Annotated in this window: 24 protein-coding genes; 8 read left to right on the top strand and 16 right to left on the bottom strand. The window is 35.8% G+C overall.

The annotated features are described in order from the left end of the window. Nucleotides 1-395 precede the first annotated feature (395 nt). On the top strand, nt 396-752 hold the full coding sequence (locus tag AC1Q51_RS23525) for a YgzB family protein (RefSeq protein ID WP_000025058.1): 357 nt from the start codon (nt 396-398) through the stop codon (nt 750-752). A gap of 106 nt (nt 753-858) precedes the next feature. Here the strand turns inward: AC1Q51_RS23525 and AC1Q51_RS23530 are convergent, their stop codons facing one another. The 7 genes from AC1Q51_RS23530 to AC1Q51_RS23560 form a co-directional block, all read right to left on the bottom strand. Next, complete coding sequence (locus AC1Q51_RS23530; RefSeq protein ID WP_000759744.1) at nt 859-1,278, bottom strand: GNAT family N-acetyltransferase; 420 nt, start codon at nt 1,276-1,278, stop codon at nt 859-861. A gap of 170 nt (nt 1,279-1,448) precedes the next feature. Next, nucleotides 1,449-1,877 carry a peroxide-responsive transcriptional repressor PerR gene (gene perR / locus AC1Q51_RS23535; RefSeq protein ID WP_000237829.1) on the bottom strand — a complete coding sequence of 143 codons (429 nt, stop codon included), beginning with the start codon at nt 1,875-1,877 and terminating at the stop codon, nt 1,449-1,451. 299 nt (nt 1,878-2,176) lie between these two features. Then, nucleotides 2,177-2,632: a thioredoxin-dependent thiol peroxidase gene (gene bcp / locus AC1Q51_RS23540; protein ID WP_000633711.1), complete on the bottom strand. Its 456-nt coding sequence runs from the start codon at nt 2,630-2,632 to the stop codon at nt 2,177-2,179. Nucleotides 2,633-2,676: 44 nt separating this feature from the next. Then, nucleotides 2,677-3,081, bottom strand: coding sequence for a potassium channel family protein (locus AC1Q51_RS23545; protein ID WP_000964345.1), 405 nt, complete (start codon nt 3,079-3,081; stop codon nt 2,677-2,679). A 72-nt stretch (nt 3,082-3,153) separates the two neighbouring features. Further along, nucleotides 3,154-3,939 carry an ABC transporter permease gene (locus AC1Q51_RS23550; RefSeq protein ID WP_090978270.1) on the bottom strand — a complete coding sequence of 262 codons (786 nt, stop codon included), beginning with the start codon at nt 3,937-3,939 and terminating at the stop codon, nt 3,154-3,156. A 4-nt stretch (nt 3,940-3,943) separates the two neighbouring features. Continuing rightward, nucleotides 3,944-4,735, bottom strand: coding sequence for an ABC transporter permease (locus tag AC1Q51_RS23555; RefSeq protein ID WP_090978268.1), 792 nt, complete (start codon nt 4,733-4,735; stop codon nt 3,944-3,946). Next, nucleotides 4,728-5,741, bottom strand: a complete 1,014-nt coding sequence (locus AC1Q51_RS23560) for an ABC transporter ATP-binding protein (RefSeq protein WP_000843655.1) — start codon at nt 5,739-5,741, stop codon at nt 4,728-4,730. The genes AC1Q51_RS23555 and AC1Q51_RS23560 overlap by 8 nt, the downstream gene beginning before the upstream one ends. A 127-nt stretch (nt 5,742-5,868) precedes the next feature. On the opposite strand from AC1Q51_RS23560, the gene hemL reads away from it, so the two are divergent. After that, nucleotides 5,869-7,167 carry a glutamate-1-semialdehyde-2,1-aminomutase gene (gene hemL / locus AC1Q51_RS23565; protein ID WP_142335492.1) on the top strand — a complete coding sequence of 433 codons (1,299 nt, stop codon included), beginning with the start codon at nt 5,869-5,871 and terminating at the stop codon, nt 7,165-7,167. A 198-nt stretch (nt 7,168-7,365) separates the two neighbouring features. Next, nucleotides 7,366-11,802: a glutamate synthase-related protein gene (locus AC1Q51_RS23570; RefSeq protein ID WP_492331772.1), complete on the top strand. Its 4,437-nt coding sequence runs from the start codon at nt 7,366-7,368 to the stop codon at nt 11,800-11,802. 160 nt (nt 11,803-11,962) lie between these two features. On the opposite strand, the gene AC1Q51_RS23575 is transcribed toward AC1Q51_RS23570, so the two are convergent. After that, complete coding sequence (locus tag AC1Q51_RS23575) at nt 11,963-12,115, bottom strand: hypothetical protein (protein ID WP_153601216.1); 153 nt, start codon at nt 12,113-12,115, stop codon at nt 11,963-11,965. Between the two features lie 43 nt (nt 12,116-12,158). Here AC1Q51_RS23575 and AC1Q51_RS23580 point away from each other — a divergent pair, with 43 nt between their 5' ends. Continuing rightward, nucleotides 12,159-13,247: an aromatic acid exporter family protein gene (locus tag AC1Q51_RS23580; RefSeq protein WP_000765787.1), complete on the top strand. Its 1,089-nt coding sequence runs from the start codon at nt 12,159-12,161 to the stop codon at nt 13,245-13,247. Nucleotides 13,248-13,261: 14 nt separating this feature from the next. Here AC1Q51_RS23580 and AC1Q51_RS23585 read toward each other — a convergent pair whose 3' ends face one another. The 4 genes from AC1Q51_RS23585 to AC1Q51_RS23600 form a co-directional block, all read right to left on the bottom strand. Then, nucleotides 13,262-15,022, bottom strand: coding sequence for an ABC transporter ATP-binding protein (locus AC1Q51_RS23585; protein WP_001161604.1), 1,761 nt, complete (start codon nt 15,020-15,022; stop codon nt 13,262-13,264). A gap of 54 nt (nt 15,023-15,076) precedes the next feature. Then, nucleotides 15,077-15,607, bottom strand: a complete 531-nt coding sequence (ntdP, locus tag AC1Q51_RS23590; RefSeq protein ID WP_000506627.1) for a nucleoside tri-diphosphate phosphatase — start codon at nt 15,605-15,607, stop codon at nt 15,077-15,079. A gap of 264 nt (nt 15,608-15,871) precedes the next feature. Continuing rightward, nucleotides 15,872-16,132 (bottom strand): YgaB family protein, encoded by a 261-nt coding sequence (locus AC1Q51_RS23595; RefSeq protein ID WP_000997586.1) that lies wholly within the window; start codon nt 16,130-16,132, stop codon nt 15,872-15,874. 188 nt (nt 16,133-16,320) lie between these two features. Beyond that, nucleotides 16,321-16,602, bottom strand: coding sequence for a gamma-type small acid-soluble spore protein (locus AC1Q51_RS23600; RefSeq protein WP_000039034.1), 282 nt, complete (start codon nt 16,600-16,602; stop codon nt 16,321-16,323). A 125-nt stretch (nt 16,603-16,727) separates the two neighbouring features. Between AC1Q51_RS23600 and yfhS the strand changes: the two genes are divergently transcribed. Continuing rightward, nucleotides 16,728-16,952 carry a mother cell protein YfhS gene (gene yfhS, locus AC1Q51_RS23605; protein WP_000275439.1) on the top strand — a complete coding sequence of 75 codons (225 nt, stop codon included), beginning with the start codon at nt 16,728-16,730 and terminating at the stop codon, nt 16,950-16,952. Between the two features lie 34 nt (nt 16,953-16,986). Here yfhS and mutY read toward each other — a convergent pair whose 3' ends face one another. Next, the gene (mutY, locus tag AC1Q51_RS23610; RefSeq protein WP_000171382.1) at nt 16,987-18,084 is read right to left on the bottom strand and encodes an A/G-specific adenine glycosylase; all 1,098 of its coding nucleotides are present in this window, start codon (nt 18,082-18,084) and stop codon (nt 16,987-16,989) included. Between the two features lie 149 nt (nt 18,085-18,233). Between mutY and AC1Q51_RS23615 the strand changes: the two genes are divergently transcribed. Next, on the top strand, nt 18,234-19,214 hold the full coding sequence (locus AC1Q51_RS23615; RefSeq protein WP_000379115.1) for a metal-dependent hydrolase: 981 nt from the start codon (nt 18,234-18,236) through the stop codon (nt 19,212-19,214). A 24-nt stretch (nt 19,215-19,238) separates the two neighbouring features. Here the strand turns inward: AC1Q51_RS23615 and AC1Q51_RS23620 are convergent, their stop codons facing one another. After that, nucleotides 19,239-19,505 carry a YfhJ family protein gene (locus AC1Q51_RS23620; RefSeq protein WP_000998159.1) on the bottom strand — a complete coding sequence of 89 codons (267 nt, stop codon included), beginning with the start codon at nt 19,503-19,505 and terminating at the stop codon, nt 19,239-19,241. 122 nt (nt 19,506-19,627) lie between these two features. Here AC1Q51_RS23620 and AC1Q51_RS23625 point away from each other — a divergent pair, with 122 nt between their 5' ends. Together AC1Q51_RS23625 and AC1Q51_RS23630 are read left to right on the top strand one after the other, a co-directional pair. Next, a complete protein-coding gene (locus AC1Q51_RS23625) occupies nt 19,628-19,786 on the top strand; it encodes a small, acid-soluble spore protein K (protein WP_000517891.1) in 159 nt (52 codons plus the stop codon). Between the two features lie 37 nt (nt 19,787-19,823). Beyond that, on the top strand, nt 19,824-19,976 hold the full coding sequence (locus AC1Q51_RS23630; RefSeq protein ID WP_000122093.1) for a YpzG family protein: 153 nt from the start codon (nt 19,824-19,826) through the stop codon (nt 19,974-19,976). 64 nt (nt 19,977-20,040) lie between these two features. On the opposite strand, the gene AC1Q51_RS23635 is transcribed toward AC1Q51_RS23630, so the two are convergent. Both AC1Q51_RS23635 and recX read right to left on the bottom strand, forming a co-directional pair. Further along, complete coding sequence (locus tag AC1Q51_RS23635) at nt 20,041-20,358, bottom strand: YfhH family protein (protein WP_001057023.1); 318 nt, start codon at nt 20,356-20,358, stop codon at nt 20,041-20,043. A gap of 10 nt (nt 20,359-20,368) precedes the next feature. Next, nucleotides 20,369-21,181 (bottom strand): recombination regulator RecX, encoded by an 813-nt coding sequence (gene recX, locus AC1Q51_RS23640; protein ID WP_000268513.1) that lies wholly within the window; start codon nt 21,179-21,181, stop codon nt 20,369-20,371. Between the last annotated feature and the right edge of the window lie 2 nt (nt 21,182-21,183).

Raw genomic sequence — 21,183 nt, forward strand, 5'->3', positions numbered from 1 at the left:
TAAAGTTAGTTTGTCTAGCATCTAAAAATAAAAATTGACGTTTCACGTTGTTTGTTTCGTTCAGTTTTCAAAGAACTAATTGGTCGCTCATTTGCGACTTCCTTATGTTAACATCTTCATTTTTCAATGTCAACTAAGTTTTTCAATTTCTTTTTTGTCGTTTTCTGCGTTTCCGCATCAGCGACGGTTATTAATATATCATGCAGTATATACAGGGTCAATACTTTTCACAAAAAAATTTCACATCCCGTTAAAAACTTAAAATTCATTATAGCACCTATTCATTCTTCATGGCTCCTCTCCTATCCATTTCATATCTTATCTCTTTATCAATTTACGCGAGAGTGAAAATTCTAAATTTTATGTTATATTATTATTATAGGAGTGTGGTGAGAATGAGCATTAAGTATTCAAACAAAATCAATAAAATCCGGACCTTTGCATTAAGTTTAGTATTTATCGGCCTCTTCATTGCATACTTAGGTGTCTTTTTCCGCGAAAACATTATTATCATGACAACTTTTATGATGGTTGGCTTTTTAGCTGTTATCGCTAGCACTGTCGTTTATTTTTGGATTGGTATGTTATCTACTAAGACTATCCAAATTATTTGTCCAAGCTGTGATAAGCCAACAAAAATGCTCGGCCGTGTCGATGCATGTATGCACTGCAATCAACCTTTAACACTAGATCGAGATCTAGAAGGAAAAGAATTTGATGAAAAGTATAATAAGAAGAGTTATAAATCATAAGTATCAAGGGAAATACGAGTTTGCAACACTACAAACGTTTCAACTCATTAAAAAGTTGATTTCTTAAGAAATCAACTTTTTAATTGTTTTATTAAATTTATTACACCTATTTTTTCGAAATAACAGTAAACATCCCTGTCATGTTAGGCGAATAATCTTTAAAATCATATTTTTCGTAGAATGACGTTTTCCCTTGCGACGCAAACAAACCAATGAATGCTTTATCTGGAGCATTCTGATTTAAGTATTCTACTAAAGTATTCATTATTTTCTTTCCAATACCATTCTTTTGATACTCTGGATGAACCACTATATCTTGAATATAGAAATAGATAGCCCCATCACCAACAATTCTGCCCATGCCGATGATTTGATTATTATCCTTGACTGTTATACAGTAAATCGAATTTTGAAGTGATATTTCCACCACCTCAAAGTTCATATAATTAGTCCATCCCACAGAATCACATAAATATTTATATTCTTCCAATGTTGGAATGTCACTTTTAATCTCATATTTCTTCAAAATGTCCCCTCCAAGAATTCATTTCCACCAATACAAAGTAAATTCGACAAACTTTTATCTAACCCTTCTTACTAACTTAGCACTGTAAATCCCGATTAACCTCACGCTAATCCTTATATAATAAAGAAAGAGGCTGACGTATAGCCGTCAGCCTCTTTCTTTATTATATATTACGCCTTATGACACTCTGGACAAACGCCATAAATTTCTAAGCGATGACTATTGATAACGAAGCCTGTCGTTTTCGCAGCTTCCTCTTCCAGCTTTTCCAAGCCTCCATAAGGAAAATCAACAATCTTACCACATTTTTCGCAAATCACATGATAATGTTGACTTGTAACATAATCAAATCTACTTGAAGCGTCTCCATAAGTTAATTCCTTTACAAGTCCAACCTCTTTAAACACACGTAAGTTATTATAGACAGTTGCAACACTCATATTTGGAAACTTACCTTCTAATGCTTTATAAATATCATCCGCTGTTGGGTGCGTCATTGATTCCACAAGGTACTCTAAAATAGCATGACGCTGTGGAGTAATGCGTACACCCGTATTTTTCAGCATTTCTAGCGCTTCTTTTAATTCTTCTTTGACCACCGTCATGCACCCCGATTCTATACGGATTATTATTTTATAATTCTTATAAAGAGTGTACTCCTTTTCTTATAAATCGTCAATATTTCTACTATAAGTATGTGGTTTATTTTTATATTCAGGACTTGTTTTTATGTATCTTTCCCTTTTTCTTCATATATTACATAGAAAAAAGTGCGACATAATCGCACTTGGAATACTATCATCTGAGGAGGTATGCCCTACACTTCCACTTTATGTAAGGCAGTAAAATATGTATAGACACTTGCCTTGTTTCTGCATATTTTATCTCCAACGTAGATTTATTTTATATAAGAAAGAACATCCTCAATATGTCCTTTCACTTTCACTTTACGCCACTCTTTTACAAGTTCACCGTCTTTATTAATAAGGAATGTAGAACGCTCGATTCCCATATACTCTTTCCCAAAGTTCTTTTTTAACTTCCAAACATCGTATAACTCTGCTACTTTATGATCTTCATCTACTAAAAGTGTAAATGGTAATTCATGTTTCTCAATGAATTTCAAATGTCTATTCGCTGAATCAGGACTTACTCCAAGAATAACCGTATCCTTCTCTTGAAATACTCCATACGCATCACGAAAATCACATGCTTCAGTTGTACATCCTGGCGTCATATCTTTCGGGTAAAAATAGAGAACTACATTTTTACCGCGAAAATCAGCTAGGCTAACTTCTTCTCCGTTACTTCCCTCTAATGTGAATTCTGGTGCCATTTCTCCTACTGTAATCATTGTTATCACTCCTACTCTTTTCCTTTACTATAACAAATGCTTCCTTATTTTTCATTGTCTATTACAGACCTCATCACAAAAGCAAAAGGGAGTGTATATCCAATTAGCGCTTCTGCAATTGCAATCCATCGCCCAATTCCAATCGGAGATATGTCACCATATCCAACAGACAATAAAGTAACTGCGCTAAAATATAAACAAACTTCAACGAGTTGAAAAGAATGAACGTTCAAACTTTCTCCGTCCTCTTTCAAAACTGCGAAACCCATTTCCTCTAATACAACGTAACTTAATCCAAACGCGATCAGTACTGTTGTATAGATCAAAAATAATGTGGCCAAATTATACAGCGAAAAAAAACGCGTTGAATCTGAATAAGAACTCCATAATAATTGGACACTTTTCAAAATAGCGATTGCTGCAATTAATAGAATAAATCCCCATAACATGTCCTCCACCTCATTTTATATGTATGAGGTGGAGGACTGATTTATCCCTTAGAAACGAACAAGCTTCTATAATTAATTACCCGCGCCACGGTATCTTTTTACTCCTTGGTTCCAGAGGTTGATTGCAATCGTAAAACAGATAACACCAACAAGTGGCGTCGCGAATGCATAACTATTCCATTCTGTTTTTCTTAAAAAGTATGCTGCTGGATATACTCCAACAAACGCGAACGGTAAAACAAACGTTAAAATGAAACGAATTACACGATTATAAATATTAACAGGATAGCGCCCATAATTACCTATGTTATACATAAGGGGCATAATTGAACTTTTCGCATCCGACCAAAAACCAAGGCTCGCAAGCGTAACAAATATCCCTCCATATACAAGTGCTCCTCCTCCTACCATCAATATAAATAAGAAGAAATCATACCAGTAAAAAGATAATTGTAACTCCACAGCTGCATATCCCATTACAAAAATCCCTGTAATAGCTCCAATTAAAGATTCAAGTTCCATTCTTTCTAATATAATTTGAAATAGGCTATGGATCGGTCGCGTTAATACACGATCCATCTCCCCTTTAATAATGTATCGATCATTAAAATCCCATATATTAAAGAAAGCTGAAAAGATGGCAAATGGTACTAAAAAGAAACCATAAATAAAGATTACCTCTTCTCGACTCCATCCCTTCAATGCTTGTGTATGCCCAAATACAACGAGAATAAATATTAAATTAACTGCTTGAAGCGATAAATCAGAAAGTAAACCAACGATAAAATCGCCTCGATACTCCAATTTCGTTTTTATATATTGACTTGCATATTGTAAAAATAAGTTTATATATAGCATCTCATCATCCCCCTTGTACAATTAGACGTTTTCTCGCCGTTCTCCACATGAGTACAATTGGAATAATAAGTACAATCGCCCAAATCACTTGAAATACTAAAGCCTCATACAACTTACTCCCCTGTATACCTTGAGAAAAAATCATACTTGGAATATAACTAATAGCCTGAAACGGTAAAAACATCATTGCTTTTTGGGCCCATAACGGATAAAAACTAATTGGTAATAATAGACCTGAAAATAAATCAATAACAACGCGTTTTGCATACATAATCCCACTATTATTAAATAGGAAAAACGTAAGCATTCCCGTCATTAAATTAATTTGTGTATTAATAATAAAACTAAATATTAAGGATAAGAAGAAATATAACCAAGTTTGAAAATTCGTTGTAATTTGCAACGAAAATAATAACGTAACGATAACCATGCCTGGAATGGAAAAGAAGGCAAAACGGAATATCCCCTCGCCAAGACCTTGCATAACTTTCATTCCCAAATAGTTATACGGACGAATTAATTCTACAGCCACACGTCCTTCTTGAATCTCCATCGCAATTTCCCTATCTATATTATTAAAATAGAAGGCACGTGCCATCCACGCGATTGCGATATACGTGGTCATTTGCGAAATAGATAAACTTTCAATATTCTCTTTTCCGCTATAAATTGCTTGCCATAAAAAATAGTAAGCACCGATATTAATCGTATAAATTAAAATCCCACTATAGTAATTTGTACGATACGCAAGCATCATTAAAAAGCGAATTCGAATCATTTCAATATACTTACCCATGCGTAATACCTTCTTCATAAATGTTACGAATAATTTCCTCTGTAGACACTTCGTTAATTTTTAAATCTTTAATTTGAAAGGCTTGTACTACTTTAGAAATCAGCATTGAAATAATAACTTCTTCATTCGGAATTTTTGCAACCCATGCATTTTCCTCTTTTGCTTTCGACCAAACGACATGATTATCTGGCATAACCATTGATAAAGCTTGATAGGAAACTGGTGCAACAAACTGAAAGTGTATTTCCTTCTCTGCTCCCCACTGCGTACGAAGATTATTTAAAGAACCGTCATACATAATATTTCCTTCATCCAGCATGATAACACGCTCACATAAAGCTTCAATATCCGTAATATCATGAGTAGTTAATAAAATTGTTGTTTTATAACGTTCATTCATTTCTTTTAAAAATTCACGTATTTTCAATTTCACAAGTACATCTAACCCAATTGTTGGCTCATCTAAAAATAATAACGGTGGATTATGAATTAAGGCTGCTGCTAATTCACAACGCATTCTTTGACCGAGAGATAATTTTCGAACTGGTTTATCTAATAAAGGCCCTATATCTAACGTTTCAATTACGTGCTCCATATGCTCCTTATACTGAGCGTCTGATACACCATACACTTTCTTTAATAAACGAAACGATTCTTGGACTGCAATATCCCACCAAAGTTGCGAGCGCTGTCCAAAGACAACACCAATTGTTCTTACAAATTCTTCTCTTTGTTTATGTGGATTCATTCCATTTACTGTGATTTGCCCTGATGTCGGAGTCAAAATCCCCGTAAGCATTTTAATTGTTGTTGATTTACCAGCACCGTTCTCACCGATATAACCAACCATTTCACCTTGCTTTACAGTAAAAGATACATCATTTACTGCTGGTACTATTTTATAATTACGATTTAATAAATCGCGAAATGCACCCTTTAAGCCCGGACGACTTGAATAGGCTGTAAACTCTTTACGTAACCCTTGTACCTCAATTACCGATTTCATAATCGGACCCCCCTCCTAAATGTCACAACGAATAGTTTACCCAACTGCCTTCGCTATCACAAACAATACGTCTTTTCGAAAAACATGTTAGAATAATACATAGATTTTTGTAAGGAGATGAATTGTAGTGAAATTCACAAAGTCAGAAGAATTACATAAAGAAGCTTTAGAGCATATCGTTGGCGGTGTTAACAGTCCTTCTCGTTCTTTTAAAGCAGTTGGCGGCGGCGCTCCTGTTGCTATGGAACGCGGGAAAGGCGCTTATTTCTGGGATGTAGACGGAAATAAATATATCGATTATTTAGCAGCATACGGTCCTATTATTACTGGACATGCTCATCCGCATATAACAAAAGCAATTACAACAGCTGCTGAAAATGGGGTACTTTACGGAACACCAACAGCGCTAGAGGTAAAATTCGCAAAAATGTTAAAAGAAGCAATGCCTGCATTAGATAAAGTCCGTTTTGTAAACTCTGGTACAGAAGCAGTGATGACAACGATTCGTGTTGCTCGTGCTTATACAGGTCGCACAAAAATCATGAAATTTGCTGGTTGTTACCACGGTCATTCTGATTTAGTACTTGTGGCAGCTGGATCTGGTCCTTCTACTTTAGGAACTCCTGACTCAGCTGGCGTACCACAAAGTATCGCACAAGAAGTTATTACCGTTCCATTTAATAATGTAGAAACTTTAAAAGAGGCGTTAGATAAATGGGGTCATGAAGTAGCAGCTATCCTTGTAGAACCGATTGTTGGAAACTTCGGTATTGTAGAACCTAAACCAGGATTCCTTGAAAAAGTGAATGAACTTGTTCACGAAGCTGGCGCACTAGTAATTTACGATGAAGTTATTACTGCTTTCCGCTTTATGTACGGTGGTGCTCAAGACTTACTTCGTGTGACACCTGACTTAACAGCGCTTGGTAAAGTTATTGGCGGCGGTTTACCGATCGGTGCTTACGGTGGTAAGAAAGAAATTATGGAACAAGTTGCTCCGCTTGGACCTGCATACCAAGCTGGTACAATGGCAGGAAACCCTGCTTCTATGGCATCAGGTATCGCTTGTCTAGAAGTGCTTCAACAAGAAGGACTTTATGAGAAATTAGATGAACTTGGTGCAATGCTTGAAAAAGGAATTTTAGAGCAAGCAACGAAACATAATATCGACATTACATTAAACCGTCTAAAAGGAGCTTTAACTGTATACTTCACAACAAATACAATTGAAGATTACGATGCCGCACAAGATACAGACGGTGAAATGTTCGGTAAATTCTTCAAGCTTATGCTTCAAGAAGGAGTTAACTTAGCACCTTCTAAATACGAGGCATGGTTCTTAACGACAGAACATACAAAAGAAGATATTGAATATACAATCGAAGCTGTCGGCAGAGCATTTGCTGCCCTAGCAGACAATAAATAATCCCGTCATTAAAAGGAAAAAAGAAAGCTCACCTTTCTTTTTTCCTTTTTTCTATTTCATAAATCCCGTATTAATAGTATAATTATTCATAATTATCTGTTTTATATTCTTTTACAGCATTACTATCTCTGTGTACAAGGTGATTTGCACCTTAAATAGTAAGATTATTCTAACTTTTACAAGAGGGGGGATTGACGGATGCTCAATACAAAAAATACATGGACACCGTCTTTATTTCGAGATTATAGAAATGCAGAACACGATGCGTGTGGAATCGTTTCCGTTATGGAGAAACGAAAAATTGCTACAAAAGAAAACATTGACCTTTGTATTCAATCACTCGTCAAAATGAATCATAGAGCTGGTTTCATTAATGGTGAGGGCGATGGCATCGGCATTCACATTGATGTACCAAAAGCGCTTTGGAATGAAAAACTAAAAAGTAGCGGATATAATCCAACGATTGTGGATCATCCCCACTTTATCGTTGGACATTTTTTTCTAAATAAAAAAGAAAACATTACTATCTTAAAAGATTATATTCGTACGCAATTAAACAACAAAAAATTTACAATCATTTTCGAAAGTGATGATGTAACAAACTCCGATGCACTCGGTCCACTTGGTAAACAAGAAGAACCTTTATTTTGGCAAGTTGCCCTTATCGCAGAAAACGAAATTACAAATATTGAGCAAACATTATTTTCTGTCACAATAAAAATAGAGGAAAACGAAGCAATTCATGTTGCTTCATTAAGTCGTGATCATGTTGTATATAAAGTTCTAGGTGCTGGTGATACACTTGTTGCCTACTATAATGATTTACAACATCCACTTATCGCTTCAACTATGACATTAGGACATAACCGCTACTCTACTAATACATTATCTAATTTTTTTCGTGTACAACCATTTAGCATTCTCGGACATAATGGTGAAATTAACACAATCGCAAAATTACGCGATCAAGCTGAAATGATTGATGTACCACTTACTGCTGGAGGCAGTGACTCTCAAGATTTAAACCGCATCTTAGAAACTCTACTTGTTCAATACGACTACAGTTTATTTGAAGCAATGGAAATATTGTTCCCTCCAATTATTAATGAAATTAAACTTTATGAAACACCTTTACAAGATTTATATACGTATATACGTGAAGCATGGGGACATTTTGCACAAGGACCAGCTGGCATCATTTCCCGTTTTAAAGATGAAGCTGTTTTCAGTGTTGATTCCCTTGGATTACGCCCAGTATGGAAAGTAGAGACAGAGAGCTCTTATATTTTCTCTTCTGAACCTGGAGTTGTATCACCAACTAAATATGTAGCAGAACCAAAACCACTCGCCCCTGGAGAAAAGGTTGGATTAAAATGGAATGAACAAGATGAACTTGTTCTTTATGAATATGACAAATATCAAATCCAAGTATATAACCGTTTTAAAAAGCGAATTGATACTACCAATTACCATTTAAATTTATCTATCCCTGAAACGAAAAAAATCCAAGGGCTATGTGATTCTGTTCAAGTTGAAACGAAACAATACGTCGCTTTCGGATGGGACCGAGAACATATTCAGCTCCTTGAACAGATGGCAACAAAAGGCGTTGAGCCAATACGCTCACTTGGGCATGACTCACCACTTGCCGCACTCGATACTGATAGACGAAATATCGCTGACTTTATTAAAGAAAGTGTAGCTGTTGTTACAAACCCTGCAATTGACCGTGACCGTGAAATTGAACACTTCTCTACACGTACTGTACTTGGAGAGCGTCCAAGTTTATTAAGCGGCGCAAAACGGCCATTTGTAGTTGAAATGCTTTCACCAATTATTTTAGAAGGCAGCGTGGCACAACCTATTGCAGAGGAATTACACACAATTACGTATGAACAACTCATAGAGTTATTTATGACTCATAACTCTATCGCCACAATCTCTGCTACATTCAGCTCGTCAGAAACTCTGCAATGTGCATTAAGCCGCATTAGTTCTGAAGCGATAGCTGCTGTTAACAATGGTGCTTCTCTACTAGTATTAGATGACGCAAAAGCCCATCTAAATGAACGCTTGTGGATTGATCCACATTTAGTTACTGCTAAAGTACATCAAGCATTAAGTGAAAATAAATTACGCCGCAATTGTTCTCTCGTTATACGTTCTGGTGCTCTTCGCTCCTTACATGACATTGTCACACTATATGGATTAGGAGCAGATGGTATTAATCCATATTTATTATTCGCCACTGTAAATGATGGAACAAAAACACCAATTACGAATCTGTATAATGCACTTAATAAAGGATTAGAAAAAGTCATTTCAACAATTGGAATTCATGAGTTACGTGGTTACGGACGTCTCTATTCATCTATTGGGTTACATGAAGAAATTGCAAATATATTACAAATTACAAATTTCTTCGGTTCAAATGATTTAGCTTTTTCACTTGAATCACTTACTGAAGATGCAAAAATACGAGCAGAGGATTATAACAATCCTAAAATTAGAATGCGAAAATCATTTCATATATTCCCGCGAATTTGGAAAGCAATTGGCGATGTTGCAAAAGGAAATTCTTATGATGATTACCGTGACAAGTTAAGTGAACTAGAAGAGAATAATCCAATCGCAATCAGACACCTTGTTCAAACGAAACAAACAAAACATGTCGTTCCAACTGAAGAAGTATCTATCGGCATTCAAAATCATAATTTACCATTTATTATTAGTTCTATGTCATTTGGTTCTCAAAACGAAATCGCCTTTCGCGCATATGCAGAAGCGGCCGATCAGCTAAATATGATTAGCTTGAACGGTGAAGGCGGCGAAATTAAAGATATGATTGGGAAATACCCACATACACGTGGACAACAAGTGGCATCTGGACGATTTGGAGTAAATGCCGAACTACTAAACTCATCAAACTTAATTGAAATCAAGATCGGTCAAGGCGCAAAGCCTGGAGAGGGTGGACATTTACCTGGTTCAAAAGTGACAGCCAAAATAGCTGAAGCACGTAATGCGACAATCGGCTCAGATTTAATTTCACCTTCTAATAACCATGATATTTATTCAATTGAAGATTTAGCTCAAATGATTACAGAAATTAAAACAGCTAATCAACTTGCCAAAGTAGCCGTGAAAGTCCCTGTCGTTCCTAATATCGGAACAATTGCTGTCGGTATCGCCAAAGCTGGCGCTGATTTTATTAACATTAGCGGATTCGATGGCGGAACAGGTGCTGCACGTATTCACGCATTGCAGCATGTAGGTCTCCCTGTAGAAATTGGTGTTAAAGCCGCTCACAACGCTTTATTAGAAGCAAGCATGAGACATAAAGTAGAGATTTGGGCAGATGGTGGTATTCGAAGTGTAAATGATGCCTTGAAAATCATGCTCCTCGGAGCAAACCGTATTGGATTTGGCACACTATCAATGATTGCAATCGGCTGTACTACTTGCCGTGGGTGCCATCTAGATACTTGCCATGTTGGAATTGCGACACAAATCGAGTCTGAAGCACAAGCAAAAGAACACGGATTACGCCGCTTCGTCCCGCGCGAATTAGAAAGCGCAGTTGCCGGCCTGTTAAATTTATTCACCTCTTTCGGTGTAGAACTACAACGATTAACAGGACAGCTTGGGTATACAAATTTACAAACAATTGTTGGGCGTTCTGATTTATTAGAGCAAGTTCGAGGCGAAAATTTATTAAACTTATGTAATTTACTACAAATAATAGAACATCCATCTGTTACAACAACAGAAGACGTGCCGGAAAAACAATTTAAAACCGTTCATTCCGCTGACTCAAAAGAATTAGTAGGCGTTGGTGTAGAGCAACGCGTTATGGGTGGTCTAGAATCATGTTATCGCGTTCGCAGTAAACTATATGAAGCTACTCAACTTGAACCACTTACATTAAAGTATACGAATGGTTCTATTCCCGGAAATGGGTTAGGTGCTTACAATAGTGAAAATTTATTTATACACGTAAATGGCGGCGCACAAGATGGCATTGGTAAAACTTCCTTTGGTGGTGGTATTTATATAACGAAATCAAAAGGAGAAGATGGAGTATATTATAACGGTTCTGTCGGAAAAGGATTTGGATATGGTGCACAAAAAGGGGCACTATACGTGCAAGGGAACGCTGATGCTCGCGCTGGCATTCGCCTTTCTGGGGCAGACATGATAATTGGAGGTAGAATAACAAAACCACTCCGTGAAAAAGAGCACGGGAATATAGGGGCATACTCCAATATTAAAGGGTTTGCTTTTGAATATATGACAAATGGGCGAGCGCTTGTTTTAGGTGACCCTGGTCCATGGATTTGCGCCGGCATGACTGGCGGTGTTGTTTATTTACGTCATGATTCAAACTTAGGCTTAACAGAACAAGCCTTAAAAAGAAGAATCGCAAAAGGGGCAAATGTTACATTACAACCAATTAGTAAAAACGGTTTGAAAGATGTAACTGAATTATTGTTAGACTATATTCGTGTACTAAACGAGCATGAGCAATATGAGGAAGTTGCTTTGTTAACCCCGTTATTAGATGATATACAAAACCAGTTTTTTGAAATTATCCCGAAAAAAGAACAGGCAGATCCATCTATCTCAACAGAGTAACATGAGTAATTTTCATTATTAAGAAAAAATTGACGAAGTACACTTCTCATAGTAATCTATAGTAACAATTTGAGACCTGCTGAAATTCAGCAGGTCTTTTTACTAAAAACTGATGTTTAAAAGAAATTAGGAAAAATTATAAAGTGAAACTTTAATTAGCCTACAGCAATTGAGCGTTTACCGGCATCCAGCTACTGAATTTAGAGGCGGGAATCTTACTGTTCACAATTAGCGCGATAAAATGAATACTAATTTCTTTTAACGTCACTAAAATATCACTTGCTAACATATTGTAATGAATGTATAGTATCATGTTGTACATTCATTATGACAAGAGAAAGGATCTTATTAAGGGTATGAAACTTGGTGCTCGCATTTTAAAAACGGGTATTGCCATCACGTTAGCTTTATTTGCTTGTATTTTACTTCAATTACCGAGTCCGGTATTTGCGGGAATTTCAGCTATCTTTGCTGTTCAACCGTCTGTATACCGTTCTTATTTAACCGCACTTGAACAAATTCAAGCAAATGTAATCGGTGCGATATTTGCTATCGCATTTGCTACTGCTTTTGGACATAATCCTTTTATTATTGGATTAACATGTATATTAGTAATTGCTCTTACACTGCAATTACGATTAGAAAACACAATATCAATTGCTTTAGTAACAGTTATCGCCATTATGGAGTATCAAGGCGAAGATTTCTTTAGTTTTGCCTTACTTCGCTTTGCGACGATTATGATTGGTATTATTGCGGCTTCACTTGTAAATTTAGTATTTATGCCGCCGAAATATGAAACAAAACTTTATCATCGTATCGTTGATAATACAGAAGAAATTGTAAAATGGATTCGAATGAATAGCAGGCAAGCTTCTGATTTTACAACGCTAAAAACTGATATTGATCGTATGAAAGAAAAAATGATCAAATTAAACCATTACTATTTGCTGTATAAAGAAGAAAGAAGCTACACGAAAAAAGTAAAGTTCGCAAAAATTCGTAAGCTCGTTTTATTCAGACAAATGTTAGCGACAACAAGCCGTGCTTTAAGTACGTTAAAATCATTACACCGTACTGAAAACGAACTGCGTTACATGCCGGAAGAGTTTCAGGAATCTATACAAAACGAACTTGACTCATTAACGCATTATCATGAACAAGTTTTATTAAAATTTATTGGTAAAGCAAAAAAACAACAATCTGTTGAGATGCTTGATGAAGTTGAAACAGGTAAACAAGAATTAATTGATATCTTTATGGAATATCAAAATAAGGACGATGAAGAAGCATATAAAACATGGCTACATCTCTTCCCTCTTATTTCTTCCATTATTAACTATAGTGAAGAAGTAGAGCATTTAGATTTACTTGTAGATAGCTTCTACACATACCATAAACCAGAAAAAGAACTCCAAATCGATGATAAAAAAGAAGACGAATAAAAAAACAGCTCCTTTTATGCTAAAGGAGCTGTTTCTGTTATATGTTGAAGTTGATATAAATTGTAATAAAATCCTTTTTTTCGCATTAACTCTTCATGAGAACCAGTCTCTTTAATCTCACCGTCTTCAATGTAAATAATCGTATCAACATGCGTAATCGTCGCTAATCGATGTGCGATTATAATCGTCGTCCTGTCAGCAGCTAACGTCTGAAGCGCCTCTTGAATATACCTTTCATTTTCTAAATCCAATGCCGAAGTTGCTTCATCCAATATAAGTACCGACGGATTCTTTAGAAACACTCGTGCAATTGCCACACGTTGTCTTTGCCCGCCCGATAGCTTTACACCACGTTCTCCAACGACAGTATTATAACCATCTGGTAAGTCTATAATAAAATCATGAATTTGCGCAGCTTTGGCAGCTGCAATCACTTCTTGCTCTGTAGCTTTCGGATTTCCATATAATATATTTGCTCCAATTGTATCGCTAAACAATAAATTATCTTGCAGTACAATTCCAATATTACTACGTAAATTTCTCATATTATACTTTCTTACATCTATCCCATCTACATAAACCGCTCCCTCAGAAACATCATAGAAACGCGGGATCAAACTAGCAAGAGATGACTTTCCTCCCCCACTCGCTCCTACAAGCGCTACTTTCTCTCCAGGCTGCATAGTTAATGACAAGTTGTGTAATATCTCTTTTTCATCTGCATTATAACGAAAAGAAACATTATCAAATACAATTTCTCCATTTAATTTTTTCGTTTGTACCGCATTTGGCACATTAACAATATCGTATTTTTCATCTAACAGTTCAAACACACGGTCCATCGATGCAAAAGATTGTGTTAATGTTGTAGATGAATTAACAAGGCGGCGAAGCGGACTATATAAACTATCCATATATCCAACAAAAGCTACCATCGTCCCTAGCGTTAACTGCCCTTGAATTACTTCATATGCTGCAAAACCAATCACAAGTAATGGACCTAAATCTGTTAACGTATTTACTGCCGAGAATGTTCTCGCCGTCCAACTTGTATGGGTTAATGCTTTCGTTAAAAATTCATTATTTCTTTTTTCAAACTGCTTCCCCTCATACTCTTCTAACGCAAAGCTACGTGTCACTTGCATTCCTTGAATACGTTCATGCAAATATCCTTGCATCGTCGCTAACGCTTGTGAACGCTCTTTCGTCAATTTCCGAAGACGTCCGAAAAAATATTTCACTGCAATTACATAAATAGGTAAAATCAATAACGCAACAAATGTTAATTTTATATTCATAGAAAACATAACAATGATGGCAATAGCAATTGTTGCAGTATCTAACCAGACGTTCATCAAACCAGTAATTACAAAATCCTTCGTTTGTTCTACATCATGGATGACACGCGAAATAATCTCTCCTGTTTTTGTATTGGAGTAATAACGTAAACTTAATTTTTGTAAGTGACCAAAAATATACTTCCGCAAATCATACAGTATTGTATTTGCGATACGCTGCGCGAAATATTGACGATAATATTCAATCGGTGGTCTTAATACCGCAAAAATAAAAAAAGCAATTCCAATCGCTGTTATTAATTGAGATGTTTTATCTTGAAGTGAACCTCCGCCTTGAATTACATCATCGATAATATACTTTAATAACCACGGCATAATAAGTGGGATACCAAACTTAACTAGTCCAATAATAATTGTAATAGCGATAAGCCATCGATATGGTTTAACAAATTGTAAATATCTTTTTATGCCCTGCACATAATCCCCCCTCTAATAGGACAAACCTGCCGGGAAGCCCCCTGCAGGTTTGTTTTAATTTCTGTACATTAAATATCGTTCATACCACATATCTACGAAGTCTGGTGCGAACGGACCTTTTCTTTGATGAATCCACTGTGTTAAATGTGCTACATTTCGTTTTAAAATTGTATCGATAACAGGTGGATACTGCATAATTTGACTATGTTTTTCATACTCATCTTCATCTAGAAGCGTATATGTCATATCTGGATACACTTTAATATCTAAATCATAATCAATATACTTTAATGCTTCAGAATCATACGCAAAAGGGGAGCTTAAATTACAATAATAATATACGCCCTCTTCCCTAAGCATCCCAATCACATTAAACCAATAGTTGGCATGAAAATAACAAATTGCTGGTTCACGCGTAATCCATGTTCGGCCATCCGATTCTGTAACTACTGTACGATCATTCGCTCCGATCACAAGACTCTGTGTCCCTTTTAAAATTGTTGTTTCTTCCCACATTCTATGAATGGAGCCATTATGTTTATAACTATGTATTTGTACTTTTTCTCCTTCTTTGGGAAATCCCATATATGCTCCCTTCTTTCAACTGCAAATGCCCTTTGAACGGCATTCACTTTTCTTCTATTATAACTTTTTTGTCAAAATTTTAAAACTAAAGGGATAAGACTCTATTTTCCACACTGAATATGCAGGAGGTTTATCGTTGAATACAATAATACCCAATCTTCTCAGAACACAAGGATTGTACTGTATTATTTATAAACGAGGACATGTAATAGAAAAAGCCCCTCTCTATTTGAAGGACTTTTCACCTGAAGGCAATAATATATCTTATCCTAAATTTGAAATCATTTTTTCAGTTGTAAAAGATTGGATTACACTATTCGTTTGTTCTTCAAATTTCTCATGTAACATCTTCAACGCTACTTCTGTTCTATATATTTCCTGACGGATAAAATGCAGTTCTTTTTTATCGCACGTATCTTTTTCATTCATTTCAATTTGTTGATACTTCTCTAAGTGTGATTGCAATTTTAACAGCTCATCCATCGTTTCCAATTGTTCTCCCACCAACTTATCAAAATCGTTCATTACTTACCCCCTTTTGGATTTCTTCATCAGTTATTATTCCTAATTACATATTTCTAATCTTTAACTTCCTTCTCCTTTGACAACATTTGTTGACTTATTAGAAGTTATGTCGTTCACTTTCTTTTCATTACAATGACCCGCACACAAAGAAAACACTTCTCTCGAATTGGAGAAGTGTTTTTCTTTCATTACTCGTTTGAACTAGAAGATTGTGATTGTTTTGCAGCTGACTTAGCATTTTGTTTTTTCACAGCATGCACGTCTGTTTCAGTTGCAAATTCTGTACCATAACTAGCGTTTGCACTTTGTGCACCAGAAGCTTGTGCTTTCTTTGCTTCTGATTGTGCGTTTGCTTGTTTTACTGCTTGTACATTTGTTTCAGTTGCAAACTCTGTACCATAACTAGCATTTGTACTTTGAATGCTAGCACCAGAAGTTGCCTTGTTATAACCTTGTTGTTTTTTACTCATCTTTCTCACCTCCACAATCAATAATGTAACCAATTCAACTAGAAGCTATCCGTAATTTTCTTTTAAAAAAATTCCGCATACATCTCTTGTTACTCATTCAAACTATAGAAAATGGAGGTGGAAATATGTATATAGGACGCGATATGACTGAACTAACGATGCTTTCAAAAAACGAATGGAAAGAAGATGAATTAGCTTATTTTCATCATTCATTACAACAGATTTTGCCCTATTTAAATGCGGAAGGGCAAAGTATTTATAAAGAAATTGTAATAGAGATCGAATCAAGGGGCGGCTTACAAGAAGGTGATGCCAGTTGGACTCATGGGACAAAAATTTCTTACGATTAAAAAAGTGTTCCCAATTTAGGGAACACTTTTTTGTTTATTGCATTGTAATTTTCTCAACACAACTCTCATAAATCGTACGATGCGATTTAGAGAAAGGTAACTGCCCAAATGCTTCTTTCGATACAAGTTTCAATGTATCTGTTTCAACAATATCACCGGTTACTTTTCCGTAAAATACAAATATATCCCAAGTACGATGAGTAAATGTATGTTGTACATTCATTGCGTACTCATCAATAGAAATCGAAAGCTCAAACTTTTCTTTCATATAATCTATAAGCTGTTCTTTCTGACTTCGAATCCCTTCGCCAAGTTCAATATTCGGAAACTCCCACATATTAGCTAATAATCCGCTACTTGGACGTTTATTAATAACGTAACGACCATCTTCAGTTTGAAGTACTCCTGCAACAAGCGGTACCATTGTAGGAGCTTTCGCTTTACTTTTTACTGGTAGTTCTTTTTGAACACCTTCAGCATATCCTCTGCAATGCTCACGTACAGGACAAAGTAAGCAAGATGGATTTTTTGGAATGCAAATCAATGCACCTAACTCCATCAAACCTTGATTAAAATAAGATGGATTTTCTTTCGAAATAATTTCACGCACAATCTCTTCAAACACTTTTCTAGTCTTTGGTTTTGCAATGTCATCCCATACTGATAAAATGCGAGATAATACACGCATAACATTTCCGTCAACTGCTGGCTCTGGTATACCATATGCGATACTTAAAATAGCACCTTTTGTATATGGTCCTACTCCTTTTAACTTTTCAATTTTCTTTACATCACTCGGTACTATTCCGCCATATACTTCTTTTACCTCTTTTACAGCCGCGTGTAAATTACGTGCTCTAGAATAATACCCTAAACCTTCCCATGCTTTTAATACTTCTTCATCATCTGCGTTCGCTAACGCTTCAAGTGTAGGAAACTTCCCCATAAAATTTGCGTAATATGGTTTTACAGCTTCTACTCTTGTTTGCTGTAACATAATTTCAGAAACCCAAACGCGGTATGGATCTTTATTCTTTCTCCACGGTAAGTCGCGCTGTTCTTCTTCAAACCAACCAATTAAATCATTTTGAAACTGCTCTATATTAAAATTTTTTAGTATTTCAAGTGTCAAACTTGATCCCCCTCATTTTTTTGCATATAAGTACTATTATAAAGATTTTAGGAAAAAATTTAAGTAAGATGACATAGGAAATTGAAGGCAAAGGACTTGAGGTATCGAATAAAAAGAGTTACATTAATAAAAAACGGAGGTGGATTTCTATGGACACAGCCACTCACCTTGTTATGGGTATCACTTTAGGTAGCTTAGCAACATTAGACCCAGCCATAGCACAAAGTGATATTGGCCCACAAGCTGTTATGCTTGCTACAATTGCTGGTTCCAACATTCCTGACATTGACACAGTTTTAAAATTGCGTAATAACGCTAAATATATAAGAAATCATCGCGGAGTTACTCATTCCATTCCCGCGGTAATTCTTTGGTCATTCCTTATAAGTGGCATCTCTTTCGCCTTCTTTTCAGACGCTCCATATCTTCATCTACTACTTTGGTCATTTATTGCAGTCTTCCTTCACGTCTTTGTAGATATTTTCAACGCCTATGGTACACAAGCATTACGGCCTTTCACAAAAAAATGGGTCGCACTCGGCGTGATTAATACATTCGATACCGTAATTTTCTTTATCCATATACTTGCAATTGCTTGCATGCTCGTCGGTTCTCATAAAGGATACACTGCCTTAGCAGCATATATATTAATGATTGTTTACTATATCGGACGAATTATGATGCACAGAAATATAAGAAGCGTTGTACACAAACGTTTCAAAAATGTCGAAAAGATTATCATTTCTCCTTCTTACCGATTTTATCATTATCATTTAGCAGTCGTTACAGCTGATTATTACTACGTTGCGAGATGGCACCGTGGTAACATCATGATATATGACAAGTTCGATCGGGTACCGTTCCCAGACAATGATATTATGCGAGCAGCTAAACAAGATGAAAACATCTCAGCCTTCCTATCTTTCTCTCCTGTATATCGCTGGGATATTTTTGATCATGATCATTATTACGAAGTACGATTCATTGATTTACGGTATCGAAGTAAAGATTATTATCCATTTGTCGCGATTGTTCAGCTCGACCATAATTTAAATATTATTAGTTCCTATACAGGATGGATTTTTAGTGAAGAAAAACTTCGAAAAAAACTGGAATTACTTCCACATTAAAAAAAGCGACTCAAGTCGCTTTTTTTAATGTTTCAAATGATCTTCTTGATTAATTAAATGACTATACTTCGGATTGTTTGTACGCATTTCATGAAGGCGTACACCATGATTATTAATCCATGATCGTACCACTTGCTCAGTCATTTCCTCACCTTGATAACGCCCTGATTTTGCATAAGTTGTTTGAAAATCTTCCCAAAGTAATTCAACCCATGCACGAGCTTGTCCGTAAGAAAGCTTGTCATTCTTGTCTAATAATTCTTTCGTTAATGCTTCATAAATATCATTCATGTTCTAATCTCCTTTTACCTATTTATCCCTTCATTTCTAAAGGATAGTTTCTTCTGTTTTGCACATTCTATAAGTGATACTTCTTAAAGAGGTATCAACTGATGAGGAGGAGGGCGTTCGCAATGGGTAAACAAGCCGAATTTTGGTCTGAGTCAAAAAACAACAGCAAAATCGACGGTCAGCCGAAAGCGAAATCACGCTTCGCTTCAAAGCGACCTAACGGCACAATTAACACGCACCCACAAGAACGTATGCGTGCTGCAAATCAGCAGGAAGAGTAGTACAAATTAAATTAACTTCCTACACGAGGTGATAAAGATGAGCTACCGTGATCGCTTAGATAGTCGTTCTGAATTATTTAACCATACGTGGACTCGTCCAAAACATGCGAAAGCGCAAGTTAACGGACAGACGCAACAAACCCAGTCTCTCATTATATTGGCAAATGAATGTAAAAAACGCCAATTTTAGAATCTCCTATCTCCTTTAACGCCTACCAAAGATGAAAACCAGAGAGATATGTGCTCTCTGGTTTTTATTTTTCTTGCAATAAGGAAATTGGTATGCCAATCTCTTCATTATCATTTTGCTTATATCCCCAAGCAAATACCCCATTGAAATACGTAATTTTAAATAATACACCAGGTTCTTCTACTAATTCATATATTTCACCAATACGGAACTTGTTTATATCCGTCATATAAGCACGAGCCATTGCCATTTTTCTCATTAATACATCAAATTCATTGACAATCCCAAGCTGCTCAGCTTTTACTGCTTGCTCCTTCAAAGCGCCAATTTCTTCCCTTAGCTCATGCGGTGTCATTTCACTGTAGCGTTTTGGCATATTCATCTTATTCTCCTCATTCCTCTTCGCGTTTCATTTGCAAAAATATCTCAATTTCATCAATAGAGAATCCTTTTCTATATAACGCTTGCTTCATCTTGTTTTCAAATGTCCATCCATCATGCTTCTTATATTTCTCATAATATTTATTCCCATGATAGTGTAACGCTTCTTGTTGCTTTTCGTCATCTCTTTCGTCTTTCAATTCTTCCAAACAAATTTGAATTACTTCTCTAGAATATCCTTTTCGAACAAGCATCTCATCTAACTTTAGCTTCATTTGTAAAAAAGAATGCTTTTGATAAGATTTTTTCTTCTTTTCTATGAGAAACAAGGCATTCTCAATTTGCTTTTCCTTCGGATATTCTTGTAAACTGTGCATAATAAGTAAATCTTGAACACCTTTATTTAACAACTCTCTTTTAATAACAGTTGGACCTTTTCGATTCACATTACTTTGCGTTCGCGTATATAAAACAGCGTACTCTTTATCATTAATATATCGGTCATGTAATAATTTCGAAACGACTTCAGAGATGATGGCCTGTCCCACTTCTTTTTTTCGTAAAAAATCTTCTATTTCTTGTTTTGTTCTCATTTGATAGGATAAATAGGAGATTGCTTGTAAATATGCTTTTTGTACCTCTTCATTGTACAAAATATTTCCTAACTCTATTTCATCAATTTCTAAGCCTTTTTGTAATCCATGTTTCATTAAGATTACTTGATCCACACTAAACCCGTACTCTTCACCTTGGCCTTTATCAATATAAATATTAAATCGTTCTTTCGATCGTTTTTGTACTTCTATTTTTGTAATGACAGCCATAC

Source organism: Bacillus sp. MT94 (assembly GCF_058792475.1).